The 22,630-nt window shown below is 25.9% G+C and carries 21 protein-coding genes; 7 read left to right on the forward strand and 14 right to left on the reverse strand.

The window, feature by feature from the left end; all coding sequences use genetic code 11:
- Nucleotides 1–70 precede the first annotated feature (70 nt).
- From ABIV_RS10510 to ABIV_RS10520, 3 genes are all read left to right on the forward strand, one after another.
- Nucleotides 71–487, forward strand: coding sequence for a hypothetical protein (locus tag ABIV_RS10510; RefSeq protein ID WP_162918006.1), 417 nt, complete (start codon nt 71–73; stop codon nt 485–487).
- 74 nt (nt 488–561) lie between these two features.
- Nucleotides 562–3,222 carry a sensor domain-containing diguanylate cyclase gene (locus tag ABIV_RS10515; protein WP_114839835.1) on the forward strand — a complete coding sequence of 887 codons (2,661 nt, stop codon included), beginning with the start codon at nt 562–564 and terminating at the stop codon, nt 3,220–3,222.
- A 52-nt stretch (nt 3,223–3,274) separates the two neighbouring features.
- Nucleotides 3,275–3,574, forward strand: a complete 300-nt coding sequence (locus ABIV_RS10520) for a hypothetical protein (protein ID WP_114839836.1) — start codon at nt 3,275–3,277, stop codon at nt 3,572–3,574.
- Between the two features lie 8 nt (nt 3,575–3,582).
- On the opposite strand, the gene mfd is transcribed toward ABIV_RS10520, so the two are convergent.
- A complete protein-coding gene (gene mfd / locus ABIV_RS10525) occupies nt 3,583–6,576 on the reverse strand; it encodes a transcription-repair coupling factor (protein ID WP_114839837.1) in 2,994 nt (997 codons plus the stop codon).
- Nucleotides 6,576–6,881, reverse strand: coding sequence for a hypothetical protein (locus ABIV_RS10530; RefSeq protein ID WP_114839838.1), 306 nt, complete (start codon nt 6,879–6,881; stop codon nt 6,576–6,578). The genes mfd and ABIV_RS10530 overlap by 1 nt, the downstream gene beginning before the upstream one ends.
- Before the next feature lie 127 nt (nt 6,882–7,008).
- Between ABIV_RS10530 and ABIV_RS10535 the strand changes: the two genes are divergently transcribed.
- Complete coding sequence (locus ABIV_RS10535; protein ID WP_205526927.1) at nt 7,009–7,215, forward strand: SHOCT domain-containing protein; 207 nt, start codon at nt 7,009–7,011, stop codon at nt 7,213–7,215.
- Nucleotides 7,216–7,265: 50 nt separating this feature from the next.
- Here ABIV_RS10535 and ABIV_RS10540 read toward each other — a convergent pair whose 3' ends face one another.
- Nucleotides 7,266–7,496: a hypothetical protein gene (locus tag ABIV_RS10540; protein ID WP_114839839.1), complete on the reverse strand. Its 231-nt coding sequence runs from the start codon at nt 7,494–7,496 to the stop codon at nt 7,266–7,268.
- Between the two features lie 196 nt (nt 7,497–7,692).
- Here ABIV_RS10540 and ABIV_RS10545 point away from each other — a divergent pair, with 196 nt between their 5' ends.
- Nucleotides 7,693–9,384, forward strand: a complete 1,692-nt coding sequence (locus tag ABIV_RS10545; RefSeq protein ID WP_114839840.1) for a DNA primase family protein — start codon at nt 7,693–7,695, stop codon at nt 9,382–9,384.
- 180 nt (nt 9,385–9,564) lie between these two features.
- Here ABIV_RS10545 and ABIV_RS10550 read toward each other — a convergent pair whose 3' ends face one another.
- From ABIV_RS10550 to ABIV_RS10600, 11 genes are all read right to left on the reverse strand, one after another.
- Nucleotides 9,565–10,125 carry a hypothetical protein gene (locus tag ABIV_RS10550; RefSeq protein WP_114839841.1) on the reverse strand — a complete coding sequence of 187 codons (561 nt, stop codon included), beginning with the start codon at nt 10,123–10,125 and terminating at the stop codon, nt 9,565–9,567.
- A 19-nt stretch (nt 10,126–10,144) separates the two neighbouring features.
- Nucleotides 10,145–11,044, reverse strand: a complete 900-nt coding sequence (locus ABIV_RS10555) for an HNH endonuclease (RefSeq protein ID WP_114839842.1) — start codon at nt 11,042–11,044, stop codon at nt 10,145–10,147.
- On the reverse strand, nt 11,037–12,983 hold the full coding sequence (locus tag ABIV_RS10560; protein WP_114839843.1) for an AAA family ATPase: 1,947 nt from the start codon (nt 12,981–12,983) through the stop codon (nt 11,037–11,039). The genes ABIV_RS10555 and ABIV_RS10560 overlap by 8 nt, the downstream gene beginning before the upstream one ends.
- Nucleotides 12,984–13,006: 23 nt before the next feature.
- On the reverse strand, nt 13,007–14,953 hold the full coding sequence (locus ABIV_RS10565) for an AAA family ATPase (protein WP_162918007.1): 1,947 nt from the start codon (nt 14,951–14,953) through the stop codon (nt 13,007–13,009).
- A 43-nt stretch (nt 14,954–14,996) separates the two neighbouring features.
- Nucleotides 14,997–15,503, reverse strand: a complete 507-nt coding sequence (locus ABIV_RS10570) for an ABC-three component system middle component 4 (RefSeq protein WP_114839845.1) — start codon at nt 15,501–15,503, stop codon at nt 14,997–14,999.
- Complete coding sequence (locus ABIV_RS10575) at nt 15,496–16,707, reverse strand: ABC-three component system protein (RefSeq protein WP_114839846.1); 1,212 nt, start codon at nt 16,705–16,707, stop codon at nt 15,496–15,498. The genes ABIV_RS10570 and ABIV_RS10575 overlap by 8 nt, the downstream gene beginning before the upstream one ends.
- Nucleotides 16,708–17,158: 451 nt before the next feature.
- Nucleotides 17,159–17,560, reverse strand: coding sequence for a TerB family tellurite resistance protein (locus ABIV_RS10580; protein WP_114839847.1), 402 nt, complete (start codon nt 17,558–17,560; stop codon nt 17,159–17,161).
- Complete coding sequence (locus ABIV_RS10585; protein WP_114839848.1) at nt 17,560–17,781, reverse strand: polysaccharide deacetylase family protein; 222 nt, start codon at nt 17,779–17,781, stop codon at nt 17,560–17,562. Before ABIV_RS10585 ends, ABIV_RS10580 begins: the two co-directional genes overlap by 1 nt.
- A gap of 9 nt (nt 17,782–17,790) precedes the next feature.
- The gene (locus ABIV_RS10590; RefSeq protein WP_114839849.1) at nt 17,791–18,381 is read right to left on the reverse strand and encodes a siphovirus Gp157 family protein; all 591 of its coding nucleotides are present in this window, start codon (nt 18,379–18,381) and stop codon (nt 17,791–17,793) included.
- Nucleotides 18,382–18,389: 8 nt separating this feature from the next.
- Nucleotides 18,390–19,199, reverse strand: a complete 810-nt coding sequence (locus ABIV_RS10595) for a DUF932 domain-containing protein (protein WP_114839850.1) — start codon at nt 19,197–19,199, stop codon at nt 18,390–18,392.
- Nucleotides 19,200–19,344: 145 nt separating this feature from the next.
- Nucleotides 19,345–19,527, reverse strand: a complete 183-nt coding sequence (locus ABIV_RS10600) for a hypothetical protein (RefSeq protein ID WP_114839851.1) — start codon at nt 19,525–19,527, stop codon at nt 19,345–19,347.
- A 338-nt stretch (nt 19,528–19,865) separates the two neighbouring features.
- Here ABIV_RS10600 and ABIV_RS10605 point away from each other — a divergent pair, with 338 nt between their 5' ends.
- Entirely contained in the window at nt 19,866–21,638 is a 1,773-nt protein-coding gene (locus ABIV_RS10605; RefSeq protein WP_114839852.1) for a hypothetical protein, read from the forward strand.
- Complete coding sequence (locus ABIV_RS10610) at nt 21,635–22,315, forward strand: NYN domain-containing protein (RefSeq protein ID WP_114839853.1); 681 nt, start codon at nt 21,635–21,637, stop codon at nt 22,313–22,315. The genes ABIV_RS10605 and ABIV_RS10610 overlap by 4 nt, the downstream gene beginning before the upstream one ends.
- Nucleotides 22,316–22,630: the final 315 nt, after the last annotated feature.

Consider the following 22,630-nt stretch of genomic DNA (forward strand, 5'->3'; position numbering starts at 1 on the left):
GATTAAACTTTTAAGATAAGCACTTGTGTTACAATAATAATTATATTTTATTGTATATATGAGGAAAGAAATGAGTAAAGATATTACTATAAAACTATCAAGTGAAATGGAAGAGTTTTTAACTGAAAAAGCAAAAGAAATTCAACTTCCAATAGAAGAAACAATAGAACAATTAATTAACGAACAAATAAATAATAAAGTTATTTTTGACGAGGGTTTCTATTATGATAAACAAAAAAATGCTTTATTAGACAAATCAGGAAAGATTATTCAATTTACAAAACTACAAAATGGTTTATTTAACCTACTTATGCAAAATAAAGGAAAAATTGTAGACTTTGATGTGATTCATAAAGAAGTATGGAAAAACAAAAAAATGTCTATTTTCACAATGAGAAATATTGTAAAAAGAATTAGAGACTTAACTTACTATGGGATTATTGTTAATCACTCAAATAAAGGTTACTCTTTAGGAGAAACTTTTTAATAACATTTCCTAATACTTTTATCTTATAGAAAGTATTTTTTTATTACAATTAAAATAAAAGATATATTATAATAATGAATAATAATTTAAAAATACTTTTTATAACTTTTATTGTCACATCTCTTACTTTTGTTTTCATCATTCTTTATTTGATAAATAATAAAATTGAACAGCAACTTAATTCTGAAAAAGAGATAGTAGAAGTCACATATAAAACAATAATTGATTCCCATAAAACAAATTCAAACATCATATATTTTAATATGCTTGATACAAAAAAAGTTAAAACTATACTTTTTGATGCCTATGAAAGTAGTTTTGAGCAAAAAGCAATATTAAGAGAAAAACTTCATAAAGAACTTCTTTATATGTATGAAAATATGAATAGTTTTAGAATAAAACAACTTCACTTTCATCTAAAAGATAATGAGAGTTTCCTGAGATTTCATCGTCCTGAAAAATTTGGAGATAACTTAAGTAATATTAGAGCAACTGTAAAATATGTAAATGATAATAAACAAGCTATTCAAGGTTTTGAAGAAGGAAGAATCTTTAATGGTTATAGATTTGTTTACCCTCTTAGTTATAAAATGAAATATTTAGGTAGTGTAGAGATTTCTGTTTCTATGAGTGAAATAATCAACTCTTTAAAACAAGATTTAGACTCAACAATTGATTTTATAATAAAAAAAGAAGTGGTTGATAAAAAAGTATTTAATAGTGAGATTTTTAACTACAGGGTTTGTGAAACAAATCCAAAGTATTATCATGAAAAAACAATAAGTAGTACAAAAAATATTCTTATTGAAGATATTAGTAAAGATTATATTGATAAAAATACAAAAGAGTTTTTAGCAAAAAAAGAGACTAATCAAATATTTAATTTTACTTCTATGTATAAAAATAAAAGATTTATTACAACTTATTTGCCTATTAAAAATGCTATTTCAAAAGAGAATGTTGCTTACTTAATCATCTCAAGAGAACATCCACTTTTACAAGATTCTATTGATAAATTTAAATTATCTTTAATCTTCTTTCTTATTCTAAACTTTCTATTTTTCTATTTTTTATTTAAATCAGAAAAAAGAAAGATCCAATTAAAACATAAAGATGAAATTCTAGATGACCTACAAGTTATGGGACATATTGGTTATTGGGAAAGAGATAATCTAAATAAAAAACTTATTTGGAGTGACGAATTTTTCAATATCTTAGAAATCTCAAAAGATGAAATAAAGCCTTCATACAAAAACTTTATGAAGTTTATTCATAAAGAAGATTATAAAAGAATTAATTCTGTTTACAATGACTTCTTTAAAAACCTTATTGATTATAATACTGAATTTAAAATTGTAACTGCAAAGGGAAATATTAAATTTATAAAACAAGAAGCACATCATATTTATGATGAAGAGAAAAAAGTAATTCGTTCTATAGGAACATTAAGAGATATTACTGAAATAAAAAAATATCAAATAGAGTCTGAAGTTTCAAAAAAAGAGTTTGAATTATTAGTATCAAATATTCCAGATATTGTATATAAAAGAGGGATTGATAAAAAACAAGCTGTAATATATTTAAATAATAGTTTAGAGACTATTTTAGGATATAAAAGTGAAGACCTAATAAATAATCAAAAACTATCTTTTGAAGATTTAATTTTAGAAGAAGATTTAAATCATGTGAAATATACTCTAAATAATCTAATTGATAAAAATATAGAAAAATCTGTGACATTAAAATATAGACTAAGACACAAATCAGGAAATTATATTTGGGTAAAAGATAGATTTAAACTTATGAAAAATCATGGTAAATACTATATTGAAGGTATTATTAGTGATATTAATTCACAAAAAAATGCTTATGATAAACTATATAAATTTATTGATTTACAACTAAATATTGTAATTCTTACAGATGGAGAAAAACTTCAATTTGCAAATAGAAGTTTCTTTGAATTTTTCAATTATAGAAATCTTCCTCATTTTTTAGAAGATTATAACTGTATTTGTGACCTATTTTTAGAAGATGACAACTATTTTAATCTTAATAAAATAGAAGAGAAAAACAAATGGGTACAAGAACTACAGAAACTTCCCCAACCTGATAGAGTTGTAGCTATAAATGATCAAAAAGGAATAAAAAAAGCCTTTTCTGTAACAATTAATAGCTTTGAAAATAATCATTTTATAGTTACATTTACAGATATTACTGAGACAATTTTAATAAATCAAGAATTACAACAAAAAACAATTCATGATAAACTAACAAATGCTTATAATAGAGAGTATTTTGAATTAATTTATAGAAGATTTATTTATGATTTTGAGCAAAATCCAGCAAACTCTTTTGCTCTATGTTTTATTGATATTGATTTCTTTAAAAAGGTAAATGATACTTATGGACATGATATAGGAGATAAAACCCTTGTTGAACTTGTGAAACTAATAAATTCTTCTACAAGAAAAGAGGACTCTCTAATTAGATGGGGAGGAGAAGAATTTATTTTAATTATGAAAAATAGTTCAAATAATACTTTATATAATTCATTAGAACATTTAAGACAAATTGTTTTTAATCATGACTTTGAGATTATAGGAAAACTTACTTGTAGTTTTGGGGCTACTATTTATAAAAAAGATGAAAGCATAGAAGATACAATAAAAAGAGCTGATATAAATCTATACACTGCAAAAAGAACAGGACGAAATAAAATAGTTATATCATAAGGGTTTAAGTAATATATACATACAATAATCATAACTTTTTTTAAGGATTTATATGGAACCAAATTATGATAAAATTATTGTACTAATTATTGTATTTACAGCTTCGTTTATAACTTGGAAAATCATCAAAGATTTTTATAAACAAAGATTTCATATGATTTTTGCACATCTAATTGCTATCGTAACTTCTTCTTTCATGTTACTTTCTACAATGTTTTTATTTATGCCTAAAAACTATCAAAGAGGTATGGGACCAGAAGTTGAATTAAGTTTCAATTCTATTGCAATTGTATTTGTAATGGTATTTGTAATTTATATGCTGTTTAGCTATCTTCCAAATAGAAAAAGGTAAGGTTTACCCTACCCTTTTTTATTTAAAAATTTTAATGTTGTTTCGATAATATCGTCATCATCTTTACTTGGACTTTTTATAGTCTCTTTAGTTTCATCGCTTTTTACAAATGTTATATTCATCTCATAAGATGAGATAGTTTTAATACCTTGACTAAGTGCAAGTATTTTTATAATAATAAGTTCTAAAAACTGTTTTGTTGGAATATCTGGCTTTCCAAATCTATCTTCCATCTCTTCTTCAATCTCATAAACTTCTTGTTTTGAATGACATTTAGAAAGTCTTCTATAAAGCTCAAGTCTTACTCTATCCTCAACGATATAATCACTTGAAATAAAAGCAGAGATAGCTAGTTTAATATCAACAGTTTTAGCTTCCTCTTTTGTCTCTCCACTTAAACTAGCAAGGGCATCTTCTAGCATCTTTAAATATAGTCCATATCCTATTTGTTTGATATGACCACTTTGTGCTTCTCCAATAATATTTCCACCACCTCTGATTTCTAAATCTTGGTGTGCTAAAGCTGTTCCACTCCCTAAATATGAGTTAGACTCTAAGGCTACTAATCTTTTTATTGCATCATTAGTGATTTTCTTTTTATCTTCAACCACATAATAACAGAAACCTTCTTTGTCACTTCTACCAACTCTTCCTCTTAATTGGTGTAAATCAGCAATACCAAATCTATCAGCTCCATCAATAATAATTGAGTTTGCATTTGGTAAGTGAAGTCCTGATTCTACAATTGAAGTAGCAAGTAAAATATCAAACTCTTTATTATCAAACTTTTCAATAATCTCTTCAGCATCTTTTGGTTTAACTTTAGAATGAATAATCTCTATTTTAATATTTGGTACAATCTCTTCAATATCTGCTTTTTTTGCCTCTATTGAAGCAATATTGTTGTGTACATAGAAAAGTTGTCCACCTCTTCTTTTTTCCCTTAAAATAATCTCTTTTATAAGTTTATCACTATACTCTTTTACATAAGTTCTAACACCTAATCTCTCCCTTGGAGGAGTAAGAAGTGAACTCATACCTTTTAGTTTTGAAAGGGCTAAATTTAGTGTTCTTGGAATTGGTGTTGCACTCATAGAAAAAATGTGTACATCCTCTCTAAGCTCTTTTAATTTCTCTTTTTGTTTTACACCAAACTTATGCTCTTCATCAATAACTACAAGAGCTAAATCTTTTGTCTTCACACCTAAAAGAGAGTGAGTTCCAACTACTAAATCTAAACTACCCTCTTCAAGTGATTTTTTAACTTCATTTTTCTCTTTTGCAGTTGACTTTCCGTCAAGTTTAGCCATTCTTATACCAAACTCTTCAAATCTTTTTCTCATTCCATGGAAGTGTTGAGAAGCAAGTAAAGTTGTAGGACATACAAAAATAGCTTGATGTCCTTCTAATACAGTTGCTAAGATTGCATTCATAGCTACTTCTGTTTTACCAAAACCAACATCTCCTGAAAGAAGTCTATCCATAACTCTTCCAGAACTTAAATCCTCAAAAATCTCCCTAACACTTCTTGTTTGGTCTTTCGTATATTCAAAACCTGCACTATTTTGGAAGTTTGCTAAAACCTGTTTTTCAGTATTTATCTTTATACCATTTACTAGCTCTCTTGCAGCAGCAAGTTTAATAATATCATTTGCAATTGCAAATAACTTATCTTTTACCTTCTCTTTTAGTTTGGCAAAACTTCCCTTACCTAACTTATCAACAACAGCATAAGAGTTTCCATCAGCTACATATCTATCAATTAAATCAATATTCTCAACAGGAATTAAAAGCTTATCATCCCCTGCATACATTACAATCACAAAATCTCTTTTTGCTCCCATAACAACTACAGGTTCAATTCCTCTATATTGACCAATACCATGAGTTTCATGAACTACAAAATCCCCTTCTTGTAACTCATCAAGAACTAATCGTACTCTTTTCTTTCTTCTTTTTTTAATCTCTTTATTAAGTGAAATAATTACTTCATCATTTCCTACAAGATTAATAATATAGTTTTCAAAAATATAATTAATATTTGAGTTTGAAAGCTCTAAATCAAAAGATTTTACTTTAGCTTCAGAAGAAGAGATAATAGTTACTTTTTTGTCTTCATGGAAAGTTAAAAACTCTTTTATATTTGCAGGAGCAACTTCTTGATAGTTTTTAGCCCTTCGTACTTGAGGTAGAGTCAAAAACTTCTCTTTTGCTACTCTTTTATCTTCAAAAACATAAACCTCTTCTAACTCATCTAAAGCCTCTAAGGTAACATATGAGTTTAGTTTTTGAGGTAAATACTCTCCTAATTCTCCTAAATACCAAAAACCTAAAGAGTGAATATCTTTAATAAAAGCATCACTTTCAACACTCTGTATTTGTTCATTTATCTCTTCTAAAGCACTCTCTTCTAAGGCTAAAAAAGCAGGAGTAATTTTGAAACTCTCAATCTCCTCTTTTGAAGATTTTTGGTCTTCTATATCAAACTCTCTAATACTCTCTACTTCATCATCAAATAAAGAGATTCTATATCCAGTTTCACTTCCTAAAGGGCAGATATCTAGAATATCTCCTCTAATAGAAACCTCAGCTTCACTTGTAACAATATCTACAAAATAGTATCCCCAGTTATAAAGCTTTGTTTTTAACTCTTCTAAATTTAAAGTATCTGCAAAACTTATTTCAAAAGAGTCAAAACATTTATCTTTTGGCATAGGAAAAGAGGCTGTTCTAATAGGAGCAATTAAGATTTTGTCTTGTTTTTTATAAGAGTAGTACTCATTTAAAGCTTTTGTTATATCTTGAAGTTCAGTAGAAAAAGATAATAAATCATCTCCAAAATTTGCTCTAAAATCAGCAAGAGTAAAGGGTTTAAAACCTAAAAAAGAGACAATATCACTTGCTATTTGAGCTTGTTTATCATCATTTACGATTAAAAGCTCACACTCTTTTAACTTCTTCTCTTCCTTTAAATTTTTTAAATACTCATATATGTTTTTCACTATTTCTCTTCTTTTACTTCTTCAAAGTCATTTGTAGTTCTATCATAATAATAAGCAGGATAAGGTGTCTCATTAAGTAAGAAAATCAAATTTGCTTCTAAAAACTCATTTTTTTGAAGACCCTTTTTAAATACTTCTAAAATATATGCTTTTGTAGAAAATGTTGTTGTTGTAGACTTTGCAGTATATACAAAATTTTCACCCTCAACTGCTTTAAAACCTTCTCTTTTTACATGTTTTTCAAACTTCTCTTTGTCTTCTAATCCTGATACATCAAGTAATACTAAAACCTCTAATTCTTCCATAATCGTCCTATTTATCTTTACAGTAATTATTAAAAATGTATTTTATTTAAATAAGGTTTAAAACATAGTTTTACACACTACTTCCTCATTATACATATAAACTATATCAAACAAAAAAGGATATAAAATGTTTGAGTATATGAATACAAATATGACAATGTTTCATGGGTTTACAATGCTTATCTTCTGGTTTATTATATTTTTTCTTTTATTATCTATGTTTAAAAAAGAGAAAAGCTCAGCAATTGATATTTTAAAAAAACGCCTAGCAAAAGGTGAAATAACAAAAGAAGAGTATAAACAGATGAAAAAAACATTAGAAGAGAATGAGTAGTTTTTTTAAGTATAAAGTTTAACCAAAAAATTAAACTTTATACTGGCTTGTTAGTTTCCGTGCTTCATCATCTTTGAATTATTCATTTGAGTTCCTTGTTTCCCATGATTCATCATCTCTGAGTTATTCATGTGATTTCCAGAATTATTCATATGATTATTTTGAACTTGTTCTTTTTGGTTCATCATATGCCCATTACTATTTTGTCCCATCATACCTTGTGCTAATGCTACAGAAGCTACTACACTTACTCCTACTGCTACTAATAATAACTTTTTCATTACAAATCCTTTTTATTTTTAAAAACTATTGTAAAACTCTTATGAGGAAAAAGATAAAATTATAGGTAATTATTATTCAGAAAAACTTGGCATACAATCTAAAAAAATAACTTGTAAACTTTTTGGTATTAATTCAAAATGTTATGACTTAAATAAAAGTCCTCTTTTTCAAGACTCTATAATAGAGGGGAAATAAATGGATAATTCATATTTAAACTCACCTGGTTATGGTAATCCGGAAGATGAAGAGTTTGATGATTTCGATATTGATGATTTAGATTATAATCCTCCTCCTTGCAATCCAGAGGATGAAGAGTTTGATGAATCTGACTTTGAAATAAATGAAGACTATGAGAAGCATCTTGAAGAAGATGCTCTCTTAGAGGAAAAGAGCAAACAAAAGCAATTTGAAAATAGAAGAAAATCATCTAATAAAAGGTATCAAAAAATTGATAACTCAACCTACCATATTTCTACCAAAAGAACTGATAGCATAAAAATTAAAGACTTGAAAAGGTTATTAAACCTTTATTTAGTAGATGTTCCATCAAAAGATGAATCATTTTGGGAAGTGCTATCAGAACAAATGACAAGTAATAATCCTTTAAATATTAGAACAAGTGGAAAAAAACAGTATCAGATTGGAGTTTTTAAAACACTATGTGATTTAAAAGATGATTATAATTGGGAATTTTCAAAGGATGGGAATTCTATATATATCTATAATGACACTTATTGGGTTAATATTGAGATAAATTTATTTAAAGAATTTTTGAAGATTATAGTAATGAAATTAAATGTACCAGAATTTTTATATATTGATTCAAAGTTTATTGATACTATATATAAGCAATTATTACAATCTGATTTTTTTGTAAATATAGAAGTTACAGGTATCACACTAATCAATCTAAAAAATGGCACACTACAAATTCGTTCTGATGGTGTAAAACTTTTAAATTTTCAACCTAATCATTTTTTAACATATCAATTAGACTTTGAATATGATAAAAATAGAGAAAATCATAGGCTATTAGAGTATTTAGATTATGTTTTACCAAATAGAGATACACAAAAGACATTGCAACAAGCAATAGGGAGTCTTTTTATTCACTCTATTAAACTTGAAAAAGTTCCTTTTTTATATGGTACGGGAGGAAATGGTAAATCAGTAACTTTTGAGATAATAGATGGCTTACTTGACCCAAGTTTAATTACACATTATTCTTTAGAAACTTTAACTAATCAAAAAGGCTATGAAAGAGCAGAGTTGGAGAACAAACTTATAAATTATTGTTCAGATATAAATATGAAAAAAATTGATTTTGGAATATTTAAACAATTGGCATCAGGGGAACATATACAAGTTAGACCAATTTATCAACAACCTTTTATCATGAAAAGATATGCAAAAATGATTTTCAACATCAATAAAATTGATGATGCAGACATTGAACAAACAGTAGGTTTTTTTAGAAGGATGATTTTTATTCCATTTGAAAAAACTATACCTTTAGATAAACAAGATAAAAAGCTACATGAAAAGATTTTAAAAAATAAAGCAGGTGTTTTAAATTGGATTATTGAAGGGATTGAAGAAGTCTTGGAAAATGAGGAGATATTCATATCTAAAAGATGTCAAGATTTTTTAGATAACTTTATGCAAGAATCTAATTTAACAGCAAGATTTGTTAGAGAATATTCTATTAAACACTCTATTAATGAAACTATTAGCTTTCAAAATATGTATGATAGGTTTTTAAAGTTTTGTAAAAATGAGGGTGAGAAATCTATTACAAAGACTATTTTTAATAAAGAGATGAAAAAATTGAAGTTTACCTCTAAAAGAGCTAATAGTGGTATGGTTTGGAATGTAAATTTTAATTGATATGTTTGCAGAATTTACTACATTTACTACACTAACCTGTCATAAAAGCCCTTTTTTCAAAGGGCTTTTATGGTGTAGTAATGAATGTAGTTTAACATTCAATCATCTATAACTCTAAAAGGTCATCATTATCAAATATTCGGATAAAGTAATTTTAAAGCTTTTTTAAAGTCATTTACCTTAAATAGATTTAAAAATTGAAATAGTTGTAATAATAATTGAAAAATAGGTCAAATATTTATTTATTTTCTCAGTTTTGTTTTGTTTATCATAACGAAGTTTGACAACTTTTGATAATTGAATAAGTTTTTCATTAAAAATAGTGTTGTCCTTATCCTTATATTCTTTGATATCTTCTAGCAAATTTCTTTCATCTTCAGGTAGTGTTGAAAATGGTTCTTCAACACTAAAATTATAGATTGTATCATATAAAATTTTGTATTTAATTTCATCAAATTCTTTTTGTTGAGAGTATTCAATTAAGCACTCATTAGACCAATCTTCTAGAAAGAAATATCGTTTATTTAGAACTGTACCATAAATTCTTCTTAAATCATTTGAACTATTTATATGTCCATTTTCTAGTTCAGACATCAAGTAATTTTTGTATTTATCTTTATTTTTATTTAGTCTGATATTATCTTTTTTCTCCAAATACAAAATTATAGGTAATAGAACAAATAACATAACAAATAAGCCTGAAGTTTGATGTAAAAACTCTAACAATCCATTTAATGTCACAATAACTCCTAATTTTTATCTAAATCAATCCTAATTCTTTACTTATATCTTTTAATAATTTACTCAATGGTCTGATATGAAGTTCTTTTTTTATATAAATGCTAAATAAATCTTGTTTAATATCTTCTACACTTTGATTTGTTAGATTTGCTAATTCTTCTATTCTACTATCTGGATATTTTCTTCTTTTTTCAATCATTTCTAAAACTTTATATTTATGATAATTATACCTATTATCTAAATTTAAACTTTCAATATATTTGTCATATACATTTGAAAAATTTTCAATAAGTCTGATATTAAAATCATCTTCTTTTTTTATTTGCAGATTATAATTTGTAATAAAAGACTTAAACTTTACTTTTTCATTAAAATCAAAATTCTTGTTTGTGGGAGAAAAATTATCAAAAGGAATTTTAGAATCTTTAACCTTACTATTACATACATAACATGATGGAACTAAATTATAAAGACTAAGTGCAAAGTATGGATATTCTGCTTTCTCTAAAACATGGTCTAAAGTAAACCCATTTTTTAATTCATTTTGTTTTTTAAAAATATTAATAAAATCAATATTACAGTAATAGCAAGTATGTACCTCTACATTTTGTTCAAAAAACTTAGATATTTTTGGTTGTAATTTTGAAATTAAAGGGTTTTGTTTATTAATTTTAGATTTGTCATAATTAAAAAAACTTTTTACACTATTATTATTCTTTTTTCCTATTTTATTTTTTATACTAAGTAATTTTTCAAAATCTCCACAAAGTATTTCTTTTAAATCAAATTGTAATATTTTTTTATAATTTTTATTATAATATTCTTTAAAAGTTAGTCCATTAAATTTATCTGCTTTACTATCTGCAATTACATCGAAGTATTTTTCTTCTATATCAGGAGAATACCTAACTTTAAGCATTTTCACCCTTTAAAAAATCAATTTGACTCTGTAATCTATTGATTTCGTTTTGTTTTGCTGCATCATTTCCTAAAACAATTTTTTCTATCTCTGTAAGATGATTTTTAATTACTTGTTGTAAATATTCATCTCCAATAATAGATTGAATATTCCAAAACTCTTTTTGTTTATTAGTTTCATATTCTATTCTAATACTACTTGTTATCTTTTCTTCTTTAATTTCATTATGATAATTAATTATAGATTGTATTTTCTTTTTTGCAAACTCCCCGATAAGCCCTTTTTCCATAAAAAAACCATGGGATAAAAGGGTGTGAATATTTGCTCCAAAAGTTTGTTTTATATTTGGTTTTGATACTTTACAATTGCCAACTTCTTGATTTCCATCTTCATCTTTTTTGTACTTTTCTAAAAAAATCACATTTTCTTTTGGTAAATCTGAGAGAATAAATGGAGAGTGTGTAGAAAAAAATACATTAATTTTCTTATCTTCTAAATCAATATTTCCTAAAGCCTTTGATATATTTTTAATAAACTCTTTTTGCCAGTTTGGATGATAACTTGATTCAACTTCATCTAAAAATAAGTTTATCGTTTTATATTCCTCTACTTGCATCAAATTTGATACCTCATACATCATATTTACCATAAATGTAAAAAATAGTTTTTGACCGCCGCTTAAACTATTGAAACTTTTGTTATATTCTAACAATTCTAAATTTAACCAAGGGATTAATATAATAGATATATCTTCAAAAGCTGATAATTCAAGTATTTCTCTATCTAATAGCTTATTTAAAATTTCTTCTTTATTATCTGAAGTATTTTTATAGAACCCGATACAATTATTAATTTTTTCATTATTATATTTAACAGTATCATTAATAAATATTTGTTCTATATTTTGTTCAATTAAAATAATACCTTCTTCTAAAAAACTATCTTCATAAAGTCTTCCATCAAACCACTTATCAATAGCATCATAAACTTGAACTTGAAAACCACTTTTTGTAGATGATAGTATTTTAAAAGCTATGTATAATAAATTTATTTCTTTATATTGTTTTTTAGTTTCTAAATCTTTAATTATATTTAATTGTTTGTTTATATTTTTGTAATATTTTTCAGTTTTTTCTCTTTTTGTTTTCTTACTGTCAATGTCTTCATAATATATATTTACATTTTTTTTATTAACTAAGTTTAGGAATTTTCCAGCAACTTTTCCAAAAAAATCAAATTCAACTTCTTGAACAGTAGAAGGATTATCTGAATATAACTTAATTCTATTTGGATTAAAGAAGTCGTTAATTTTTGTTTTTATATTTTTTTTATAAAACTTAATACTATGATTGATATTTACATACTCAATATCATCCAAGTTTATACTATTTTGTAAAAAATCTTTATGAAATTTATTTGGAGTTAATAGTATTGGTGTTTCATAATTATCTGACTTATGATATAAATTCCACATCCAGTAATCTTCTTTATTTTGTAAAGTGTCAAGCATATAACTAAAATAAATGGAATAAAAATCAATATCATCATTATCTATTTCGGTTATTCTATCATTTTTAATATCTGTATTTAAACATATCTTTTTATATCCATCTACTGTATTAATAATTAGAAATAAAGCTTTAGCATTTAATTCTTGTTTTAGTATGGCTATTTCATGGTTATAGTCAGATGTAGCATCATACTTTTTAAAAAATATTAACATCAAAACTAGCTTTACAACACTACTCTTCCCACTTCCATTTTCTCCTACAATAGCACTAACATTAAGATTATCAGGAAAAATATTTATATATTCTTTTTCAGTTATTGTTAGTTCTTCTGTATCTTTATCATAACTACATTCACATCTAGGACTAAAATTAAAACCTTGTTCTTTTATATTTTTATAATCTTCAACCCATAAATATACTAATTCCATTCTAGTCCTACTATCATTGTTTTTTAATACATATCTTCACTATAATCATCAATTAAACCAATTGGTAAATCATCATTTTCATCTTTACTAAATCGTCTAATAATAAAACCTTTATACTCTTCTTCTATAAAAGGAGGAACATCATTATCAACCAAAATAATTTGACAACTTTTATTAGCTTCTTCCATTTTTATTGATAAATTAATTATATACTCGTATAAAGCTTTATATTTACCAGCACTTCTTATTTCTTCTTTAATATCTTCTTTTTCATCAGTATCTGATAAATACTCTTTTTTAGTTTTTTGTAGATATTTTCCAACTGTATCTATCATTAATAGCCTAGGATGGTTTATATCATTATTTAAACTATATTCAAGAATATTCAATAAAAATCCCATAGATAAAACAGTTCTAACACCACCAGAAGTAATTTCATTGTATTGTTTATTTCTTAATATAGGTAAAAATGTTTTTTCACTAATACCAATTCCTGTCCTATTTTTAACATCAATAGATTTTAAGTATGTTTCTAAAATTAATTTTAAGTCATTTAAAACATTATCAATCTGAACTTGGGAAGAAGTTAATTCATCTAATTTTTCTTTTAGGTCTTTCAAATCTTCATCTAACTTAACAACTTCTTTATTCAAATTATTTTCTTCGTTCCTAATTTTTAAAGCTTTTGTTATTTGTTGTTCTTTTTCTATTAAAGTAGATTGTTGTTTAATAAGTTCATCTCTTTTTGTCAAATAAGGAGAGATATGTTCTTTTAATTCTTCATCAACACTTTTTTTAAATTGTTCTCTTTCTTCTATAAGTTTAGATAATTCTATTTCACTGTTTCTAAAAGATTCTTTTTCTTTTTCAATTAGTCCTGTTAAGTCTTTAATTCTTTTATTTAATATTTTGACTTCTGAGCCTAACTTTTCTTCATTATGAATAGAATATTCTTCTTTTAATTTAATATGTTCCACATCATGTTTACATAATGGGCATATTGCAATATCTGGAGAAATTTTTCCTATTAATTGTTTTGCAGATAATACTCCTTCAATTTTTAATCTATCATCATAATAATCATTAATTAGCTTCTCATATCTCTTTATGTTATCTCTAGTTTTAGCCTTTTCTTTTTCTTTATCCTTAATTTGATAATTAAGAGTTACAATATGTTCTTTAAGAGGTGCATATTCTTTAGAACTACTAGTTATTGAAACATTTATATTTTGAAGTTCTTCTTCTATTTGTTTTAAATTAGTTTTGATATCTTCTAGAAATGTACTAATAAAATCTAACGTTTCTATTTCAATAGTTTCTAAAAACTCTTGTATGTTAGAAATCTTAGTAGATAACTTATTTTTTAAATTTGACTTTTCAGAAATTAATTGGTTTATTTCAGATATCTCTTCATCACTTAGATTAAAAATGTATTTAAAAACTTCTTTAACTTTATGATATAGAGGATGATATTGATTACTTAGAAAGTTTTTACTTCCAACATCATCTTGATTTATATAACAAAACTTAAATAAATCTCTAAAACTCAATCTTGATAAAGTTGAATTATCTTGTGTTGGAGCATTTTTAATTTTTATTTTTGGATAATTAAGTGTATCTAATAAAAAGTCTGAAAAAAACTTTCCATCTATTGTATTATCAAGTTTAGGTTTGTATTTTGAAGGAAATACAAGGTCAATATTCTCATAACTTGACATATAAACCTCAATATCTTTTTTTGCATCAAAAATATCTCTTTTTATACAATAAATTTCATTATTCAAATTCAATTCTAAAATTGCATATTTTACTGATTGTTCTAATTCATCATACTTATCTAAACTACTTGCACCTAATAAGTAATTAATCAACTCTAATATACTCGACTTTCCACAATCTTCTTCACCATAAATTATATTAACACCTGGGAAGAAGGGAACTTCATAATTCTTTCTATGACCAATTAACATTAATTTCTTTATTATTAACTTTGAGAAAACATCCATTTAACAATTACCTCTCTTCTAAAATGCTTTTTATTGCTGTATTGATTTTTGATACAGATGTAGAACTTATTTGTTTTATTTTTTCAATTAGTGTTATATTTCGCTTAAAATATTCACTATCTGCATTTATATATTTTTCCGTATCTTTATTAGGAGTAAATACAAAACCTATCTTTTCGTTATATGTTATACTAATTAGATTATTACTAGCAAGTAATTGAGTATAATACCTCACTATTTTATTATCATAAAAAGTTTCAGTATCATTTCTCTCACTTTTATAAGATGAAGTTTCATAACTTTTTAAAGTAAATCTTTTTTTGCCTAATTTAATTAATACTCTATGTAAAATATGTGGATTTTTTAACAAATAAACATAGATACTTAATCTTTCAATATCTAATATATTTAAGCCCCTAGCTGTAGAATTTAAAAAATAAACAATTTGAAATGTCAGTAATAAATTTAATTCAAAATCATCTTCTGGAGTTATAAAAGGTAGATTTTTAAGCATAACCCTTACCTTTTTTGGTGTCTAATTCATTTTGTGAATATTTATTCTCATCCCAAAATATATCTCTTTTTAAATCATTTGCTAATAAATGAATCATACCTTTTTTATGTAATCCATTTATTTTAGATAGGGTTGTATTTAAAAAATCTCTATCATCTTCTATGATTTTTTTATGTATTTCATTTACAAGTTCATTTGATGATGTTATTTTTTTAGTAATTAAATCCCCATAGAAGTTTTTGTATAAACTTTCAATCTTTGCATATAATTCTTGCAGTATTTTTCTATCACTACTAGATGTAAATATTTTTCTTATTTCTTCAGAATAATAAAAATGTTTTTTTGAATCATCTACTAGACTATTATGAACATCTGCAATTAAAAGCTTTACAACAAAATACTCATCATTATATTCCTCTGACATAATTTTTTCATAATCAATATCATCAACTTTACTGTTTTTTAAAAACTCTTTTAAATACTTTAATATACTTATTACTACAATATCATTCTCGTCTTTTGGTTTAGCAATTGTTCTATGATTTTCATCTACTTTAACAATATCATGTTTATTTGTATTTGGAGGGATTGCACTATTAATATGAACTGTTCCCTCATATACACCAGCAAAATACTTAGTTGTTGGAAGAATTGAAGATTTAAGCCATTTATTTACTAATAACATACTTTCATTTTGAAAAGGTGCCAAGTGCTTAATTTGAATATTAGAACTTATAAACCTTCCATAGTCTGCTAAGTTAGAACCTAGATGAGGAACTGCTAGAGAAAAAAATAATTTAATTCTTGAATTACCTTCTTCTGCATAATCTAATATTACACTTTTAGCTATGATTCCACCCATACTATGAGCAATAATAACAATACTACTATATTCATCTAACTGATGATTAATTCTTGTTTTTAATACATCTGCAATTTCACTAACAGATATATTTTTAGGTGCAGATTTATCTTTAGAAAATAATGTTTTTAAAATTGCAAGTTTTTCTTTAGCATTAACTAAACTAGTATAATATTCAAAATATGCTATATCAAAATTATTTTTAATTTCAGAATCTTTAAGTAACAATTCTGGAAATGTATTTTGGGTAACTTCATTTTTCCATGTTTCATTACTACCACTCAATCCATGTATAAATAATATTAAATTATCATTACTATTTTTTTGTACAAAATCAATCATACTATCCCTTTATCTTCACTTATCATCTTAAACCCTCAAACATATTATAGTTGTTTGCATGACCATCAAACTAATTTAACCTAAATATAATTTTTAGTTATTTTATCTAAATAGAGATTAAACTATTTTGTTACTAAATAGAGATATTGGTATTACTATATGAAATAAAACATATTTATATATATTATATGATACATATAATGTATTAGTTTGTTTGGAAACTATAAATCGGGTTCGAGTCTCATTTCATGCATAATATAAAACTAAACACTACTTTGAGTCTAGACGAGATTCTAGACGTAGGATTAGAGGTAATAGTAGCACGAGAGATATCAGATGCCATGCATGAAATAGACACTGAAATAAAATATATAACCTATTCTCTATGAGGATGGGGGATAGAGGGCGTTAGCCCTCTATCTATTGGGGAAGGAGTAATATTTTTAAATTATTAGTTTAATTCTAACAGTGCTTCACCTTGTATGTAAAGAGAAAGTAAACTTCTAGACCATTCCCCATACACTACAACTAAACTTGAGTTTATTCCCCATGTATCAACCATAGTATCAATAATCTCTTTTTCTGATTCATGCATAATATTGTCAGAATAAACAATAGCTAGTAGTTCTATTAGGATAACTTTTTGATACTCTTTATTTGTAACCTTTTTTAAACAATCAATTAGTGAAAATTCATCTTCTTTGAAATCTACATCTTGAATATTCATCTCTTTTAAATATCCACCTATCAAGTTCTTCTGCATATCAGAAAAAGATTTGTCACATCTTGCCATATGATGAGCTAAATATAAAAATATCTCTTTTGAATCATTATCTAGTTTATTTAAAAACATTAAGCATCCTTTCCAAAATATTTAACTTCTATTTTAGAACCAAACAGATTTTTATATATAACCCAATCAGGGTCCCATGTCATAATAGTATGCCCAAGTTGTAAAGTTGCATTTAAAGCCCATAATGGAGGAACTAAAAGTGTAGCTTCTCTACCTTTTGTTTTAACTCTCTGCTGGTCTATTGCCTTTGAGAGCTGTTGTATTTGACTATCATTGAACATATTAACTCCTTATGCCACTTGTTCTTCTATAATTAAAATCTCATCTGTTTCACTATTGTTTACCGATGCTCTTTTCATGTTAACTTTTACTTTTGCTGGTGTTGTTATACTCATTGGTGTAACTTCAACCAATCCCTTAAGCTCCTTTTGTCCTTGTTTTGTTGTTATTGCTTTCTCAACAGCTTCAACATCCACAGAGAACTTAACAAAGCCTAATCCCATGATTTTGTTTTCATCTAGAATATTGACTATATTTTTCTCTTTCGTGGTTGATTTTGAAATGGTTAAAGATGAAATAATGTTCCCATCTATTCTATCTATTCCATTTGCTTCAAATATAGTTGCAACTTGCTCTTTGGCTATCTCTAACGCATTTGTAAGCTTCTTCTTTAAAGCCTGTAATTCAGATATATCTTTTGAGAGATAATCAATTTTTGATTTAATCTCATTTAGAGATAAACCAATGTAGTCAGCTCTTTGATAATATGGTTTTGAAGTATCTTCAAGGATGTTTTGAAGATACTCTTTAAAATGGTTGTTTGTTTTATCTTCACTAAGATATTCAATTTGGTTTTGCAGTGCATAATTAACTAGTTTCATATTGCACCTCAAGCAGCCATTGCATAAGAAGAGTCTTTGATACTAGCAATTCTTTCTGCTATATCCCAAAGACCTTTATTTATCTCAACATCTTTTGAAATAGATGTAATCTCTTTACTTGTAAATCTTCTTCCTGTATCTTTGTTATATCCACTAATTTTAGAGGATAATAAATTCTCTTGAAGTACATTTAGTGTTGTATATAAATCATCTTTCATATCCTCAGTTCTTAGTGGGTTTAATAAATCATTTGGATTATCTAGTTCTAAATGGTTTTCAAATCGCAATGGTAAAGCACTTTGCATAAAAGCTTCTTTTTCACTTTTGTTTAGCTTGATAGATTCAAATTTTGCAATTTTTGAAAGTAGTTTTGGTTTTACTTCTGTTATTCTTGCAACTGCATTTTCTACATCATTGTTTCTATCGCCTAAATGTTTGATTTTATAGCTATCAAAGACTGAATCAGCGATTACAAGACCATTTGAACATATATATCTGTAAATACCTGCACTAATTGTAAAAGCTTTACTTCTATCATGACTATTAAACAAAAGTAGTTCAACTACATTTCCACTTGGATTAATCAAATCTGCAAAATTTTGAAATCTTACATAGTGTTGTTGGAATCCATCTTTTGCTATATCTCTAACTCCTGCTTCACTTACACTTACAGGAAACCAACTTTGCTCTCTTAGATTTTCAATTGTAGGTATGAAGTGGTATTTCTCGCTTACTTCATGGTATGGTTGTTCTTGAAACAGACTTGGTGCTTTTGATTTTAACTCTTCATTAGTCAATGGTTTAATTGGTTTTGACATTGTTTTATCCTTATTATTTTTTATTGTTTTATGTTGAAAGTCAGTTGACTAAAACTTATTGATTTTCTTTTGTGTCTAGGTATTCTTTGATAATAGTTGATGAAGCAATAACAATAGCTATTAGTACAGTTGGAGGAATCTTCATTTATGCACCTCTTAGAGGTTGATAGTATGGATTATTTTGAGGTTTATTCTTACGAACTTCATTTTCCATATCATCAAGTTCTTTACTTGTGGGTTCTTTTGAAAAAAGATTTAGCCACTCTTCAAATGATGGATTATAATTTGTACCTTCATCTTGTTTTTTTAGTTGCTTATTAAATCTCATAATGCACCTCTTATTTTACAATCACACATCAATTCATCAAACGATGGTTTAGTAGTAAACACATAGAACTCTTTTCTTTTTTGAAACATTGGTTGCTCCTTTATTGAGTTTTCAAAGTGGTAGTACACTTTGTCTATGTTGATGATATATGATTGAAAAGAAATGATTTTAACTATATAGATAAGTAATCTTTAAGGTTGTCTCCATTAAAATGTCTTCTCAAGGTTTAGGAACCTGCTGCATACCACTGATATAATGGTTATGACAAATTCCTTCTACAAAGAAAACTATATTTCCACATTTTTTATATCGTAAATAAAATTTACGAGGAAAAACCTATGTACTTAAAATACTTCTTTACAAAAGAATATTGTAGTTGTCCGCTAAATAGTTTATCTCCAGATGAGATTAAAAAATCATATTCAAAAGACTTATCAAGATATGATATAAAAAAAGTAAGATACTTGAACTTAGTATCTAAAACTTTAGGATTTCAAGATTGGACAGAATACCAGAAAGAATACACTAATAGAATTCTTCCATTTCTTGAGAAAAATGGTTTAAAAAAATATGCGCCTGAGCATAAAATTGAATTGTATAAAGCAGAGCATGATATATTATTTTCATATAGGAAAATAGCTGATAGAATATTTTTATCCCAAAAACCAATCCCAGAAAAGATATTTACAGGGTATGGTTGTAGAACAGATAACTATTTGTATTATCAAGGTCTTTGTACTAATAACTATGACCTTTATCTAGATGCAAACTATTTGGAATCACTTATTAAGTCTAATGATTATCTTAGTATAGTAGAAGAACAAGAATTAGATTATCTAATTCCGATAAGTTTGTTTGATTTCTGCACTTTAATGAATCTTGTGGGAGACACATTTGTTATAGATGGTAATAATACCAAAGAACATCTATCTATGACATATGAGAGTAAACTAGGATTAATAGAACAAGATAGATTTAAAGGTGTTGCAGAAATAATTCATAAACAATTAAAAGAATTAGAAAAAGGTTGGATAGAAATAATTCCATTTAATAAAAACCTTGTTTTCTTAAAAGCAAAAGATGGAAGTTATGATTTTGTTTTTAGAAGTTTAAGAGATAAACCTTTTATTTCTGAATTTGGAAAATATATTAGAACAAAAAACATACCATCCCTACTTAATGAAGAGTATGACTTTGACAGATGGCTATATTTTGGATTTAAAGAAAAGAATAAAAACATAAAAGAGATTAAACCTTTTGATATTTGGCTTGAAAGAGATGCTCATTTATCAGAGGTAGAATATTACAAAAATAATACACTTCAAGACTATCCTGGTCAAAATAGTATACTCAAAGATTATTACACTAAAAAAGGAACTTATTCTTATTATAAAAAAGAAACAAAAGAGATTTTAGAAGGTTTTAAACCATTTGAATTAGAAAATAAAGTGTTGTATGTATCGAATTTAATTACAATAAAAGACTTTGCAGAGTTTTATATAGAAAAAGATAAAGATAATCAAAGCTATCAAGAAACTAGACTAAATACACTTGAAGATTTATCGATGATAAATGCAGAAGATGATGAAAATGCACCTATTAGTGTAACTTGGTATGATGCAATTGCTTATTGTAGATATATTGAAAATAAATATAATGTACATGCACGACTGTTATTTCAAGATGAGTTTGAACTAATTTGTCCATCTTTAATTAATAAAGAATACAATCGTGAAGACATAGATATGAATTTAAATTATGAACTAAATAAATCATATACTCCATTTACTAATGACATAGAAAATGAATTAAATTTTTTCTATGAAAAGAAGCAACTATCTTCACCTCCCCCTTACATGAATGATTTTGAAAATGTAGTTATGAAATGGGCTAAGCCATTAGAATTTATAGAAAATAATGAACTATTATTTTGTATTAATGAAAGGTTTAATGAATGGACAAATGAGTTTAGAGGTGGTCATTCAAAATTTGTAAGTGCTAAATATTATATTGATAAAAATAATTGGGTTTTAGCTTCATCAACTATGAAATATAAATATAGAAAAGTTGGTTTTAGAGTATGTTATGAGACACCAAAGGATATAAAATGAATGATAAAAAAATAGCTGTATTCTTTGACTGTGATAATATAAATGCAAAATACATAGATGATGTATTTAATGAGTTAGCTAATATTGGTGAAGTGATTATTAGACAAGCAATAAAAGATTGGACTAGCCCTCATCATAAGGACTGGAATCAAGGACTATTAGAAGAACATGGAATTGAACCTATTCAAGTATTTCCTTATAAAGCAGGAAAAAATACTGCTGACTTAAGAATTGTACGAGGAGTAATGGAGATTATGACTTCATCTGTTGTAGATACAATAGCAATCGTATCAGGTGATAGTGATTTCATAGATTTAGCACGTACAATTAAATCAAAGGGATTTACATCAATTGGCTTTGGAGAATCAATAACAAAAGCTCCTATTCGTAATAGTTATTCTGATTTTTTTGAACTTCCTATAAAAGTTAAAAATAAAAAAATTGATACTAAAGACCCAATAAGTTTATTAAAAGATGCAATAGAAAACCAAAAAGATGAAAGTGGATTTGCTTATGCTTCTAACATAGGTTCATATTTAAAACGTAAAAACTCATCTTTTAATGCAAAAAATTATGGTGCTAGCACATGGGGAGATATAATCAAAAAATATGATAATTATTTTGAAGTTTCCCATGCAGATTCAAAAAAAAGTAAAATGCTTGTTAGAATAAAATAGCTACTTATATAAAGACAAAACTTATAATTATAGGTTTTGTCTTTATCACTCATTTCCTATTTACAATTCTCTATTTTAAATATATCTCTATTTTATCGGTAAACGAACCAGTTCGTAATCGGTTCGTCAAGTTTTTCATGAAAACTTTTTAATCATATTAAAAGATATATGAACTAAAATTACATCCTAAAGTAGAAGATGATTTAAAAGAGCTAGATAATGCACTTCAAATACAAGTTTTTAAAAAATTAAAGCAGATTCAAAATGATGAGTTATTCATTTACACAATTGCTATTGGTAAAAGAGATGATATGG

The sequence above is a fragment of the Halarcobacter bivalviorum genome, from assembly GCF_003346815.1.
Lineage (GTDB): Bacteria > Campylobacterota > Campylobacteria > Campylobacterales > Arcobacteraceae > Halarcobacter > Halarcobacter bivalviorum.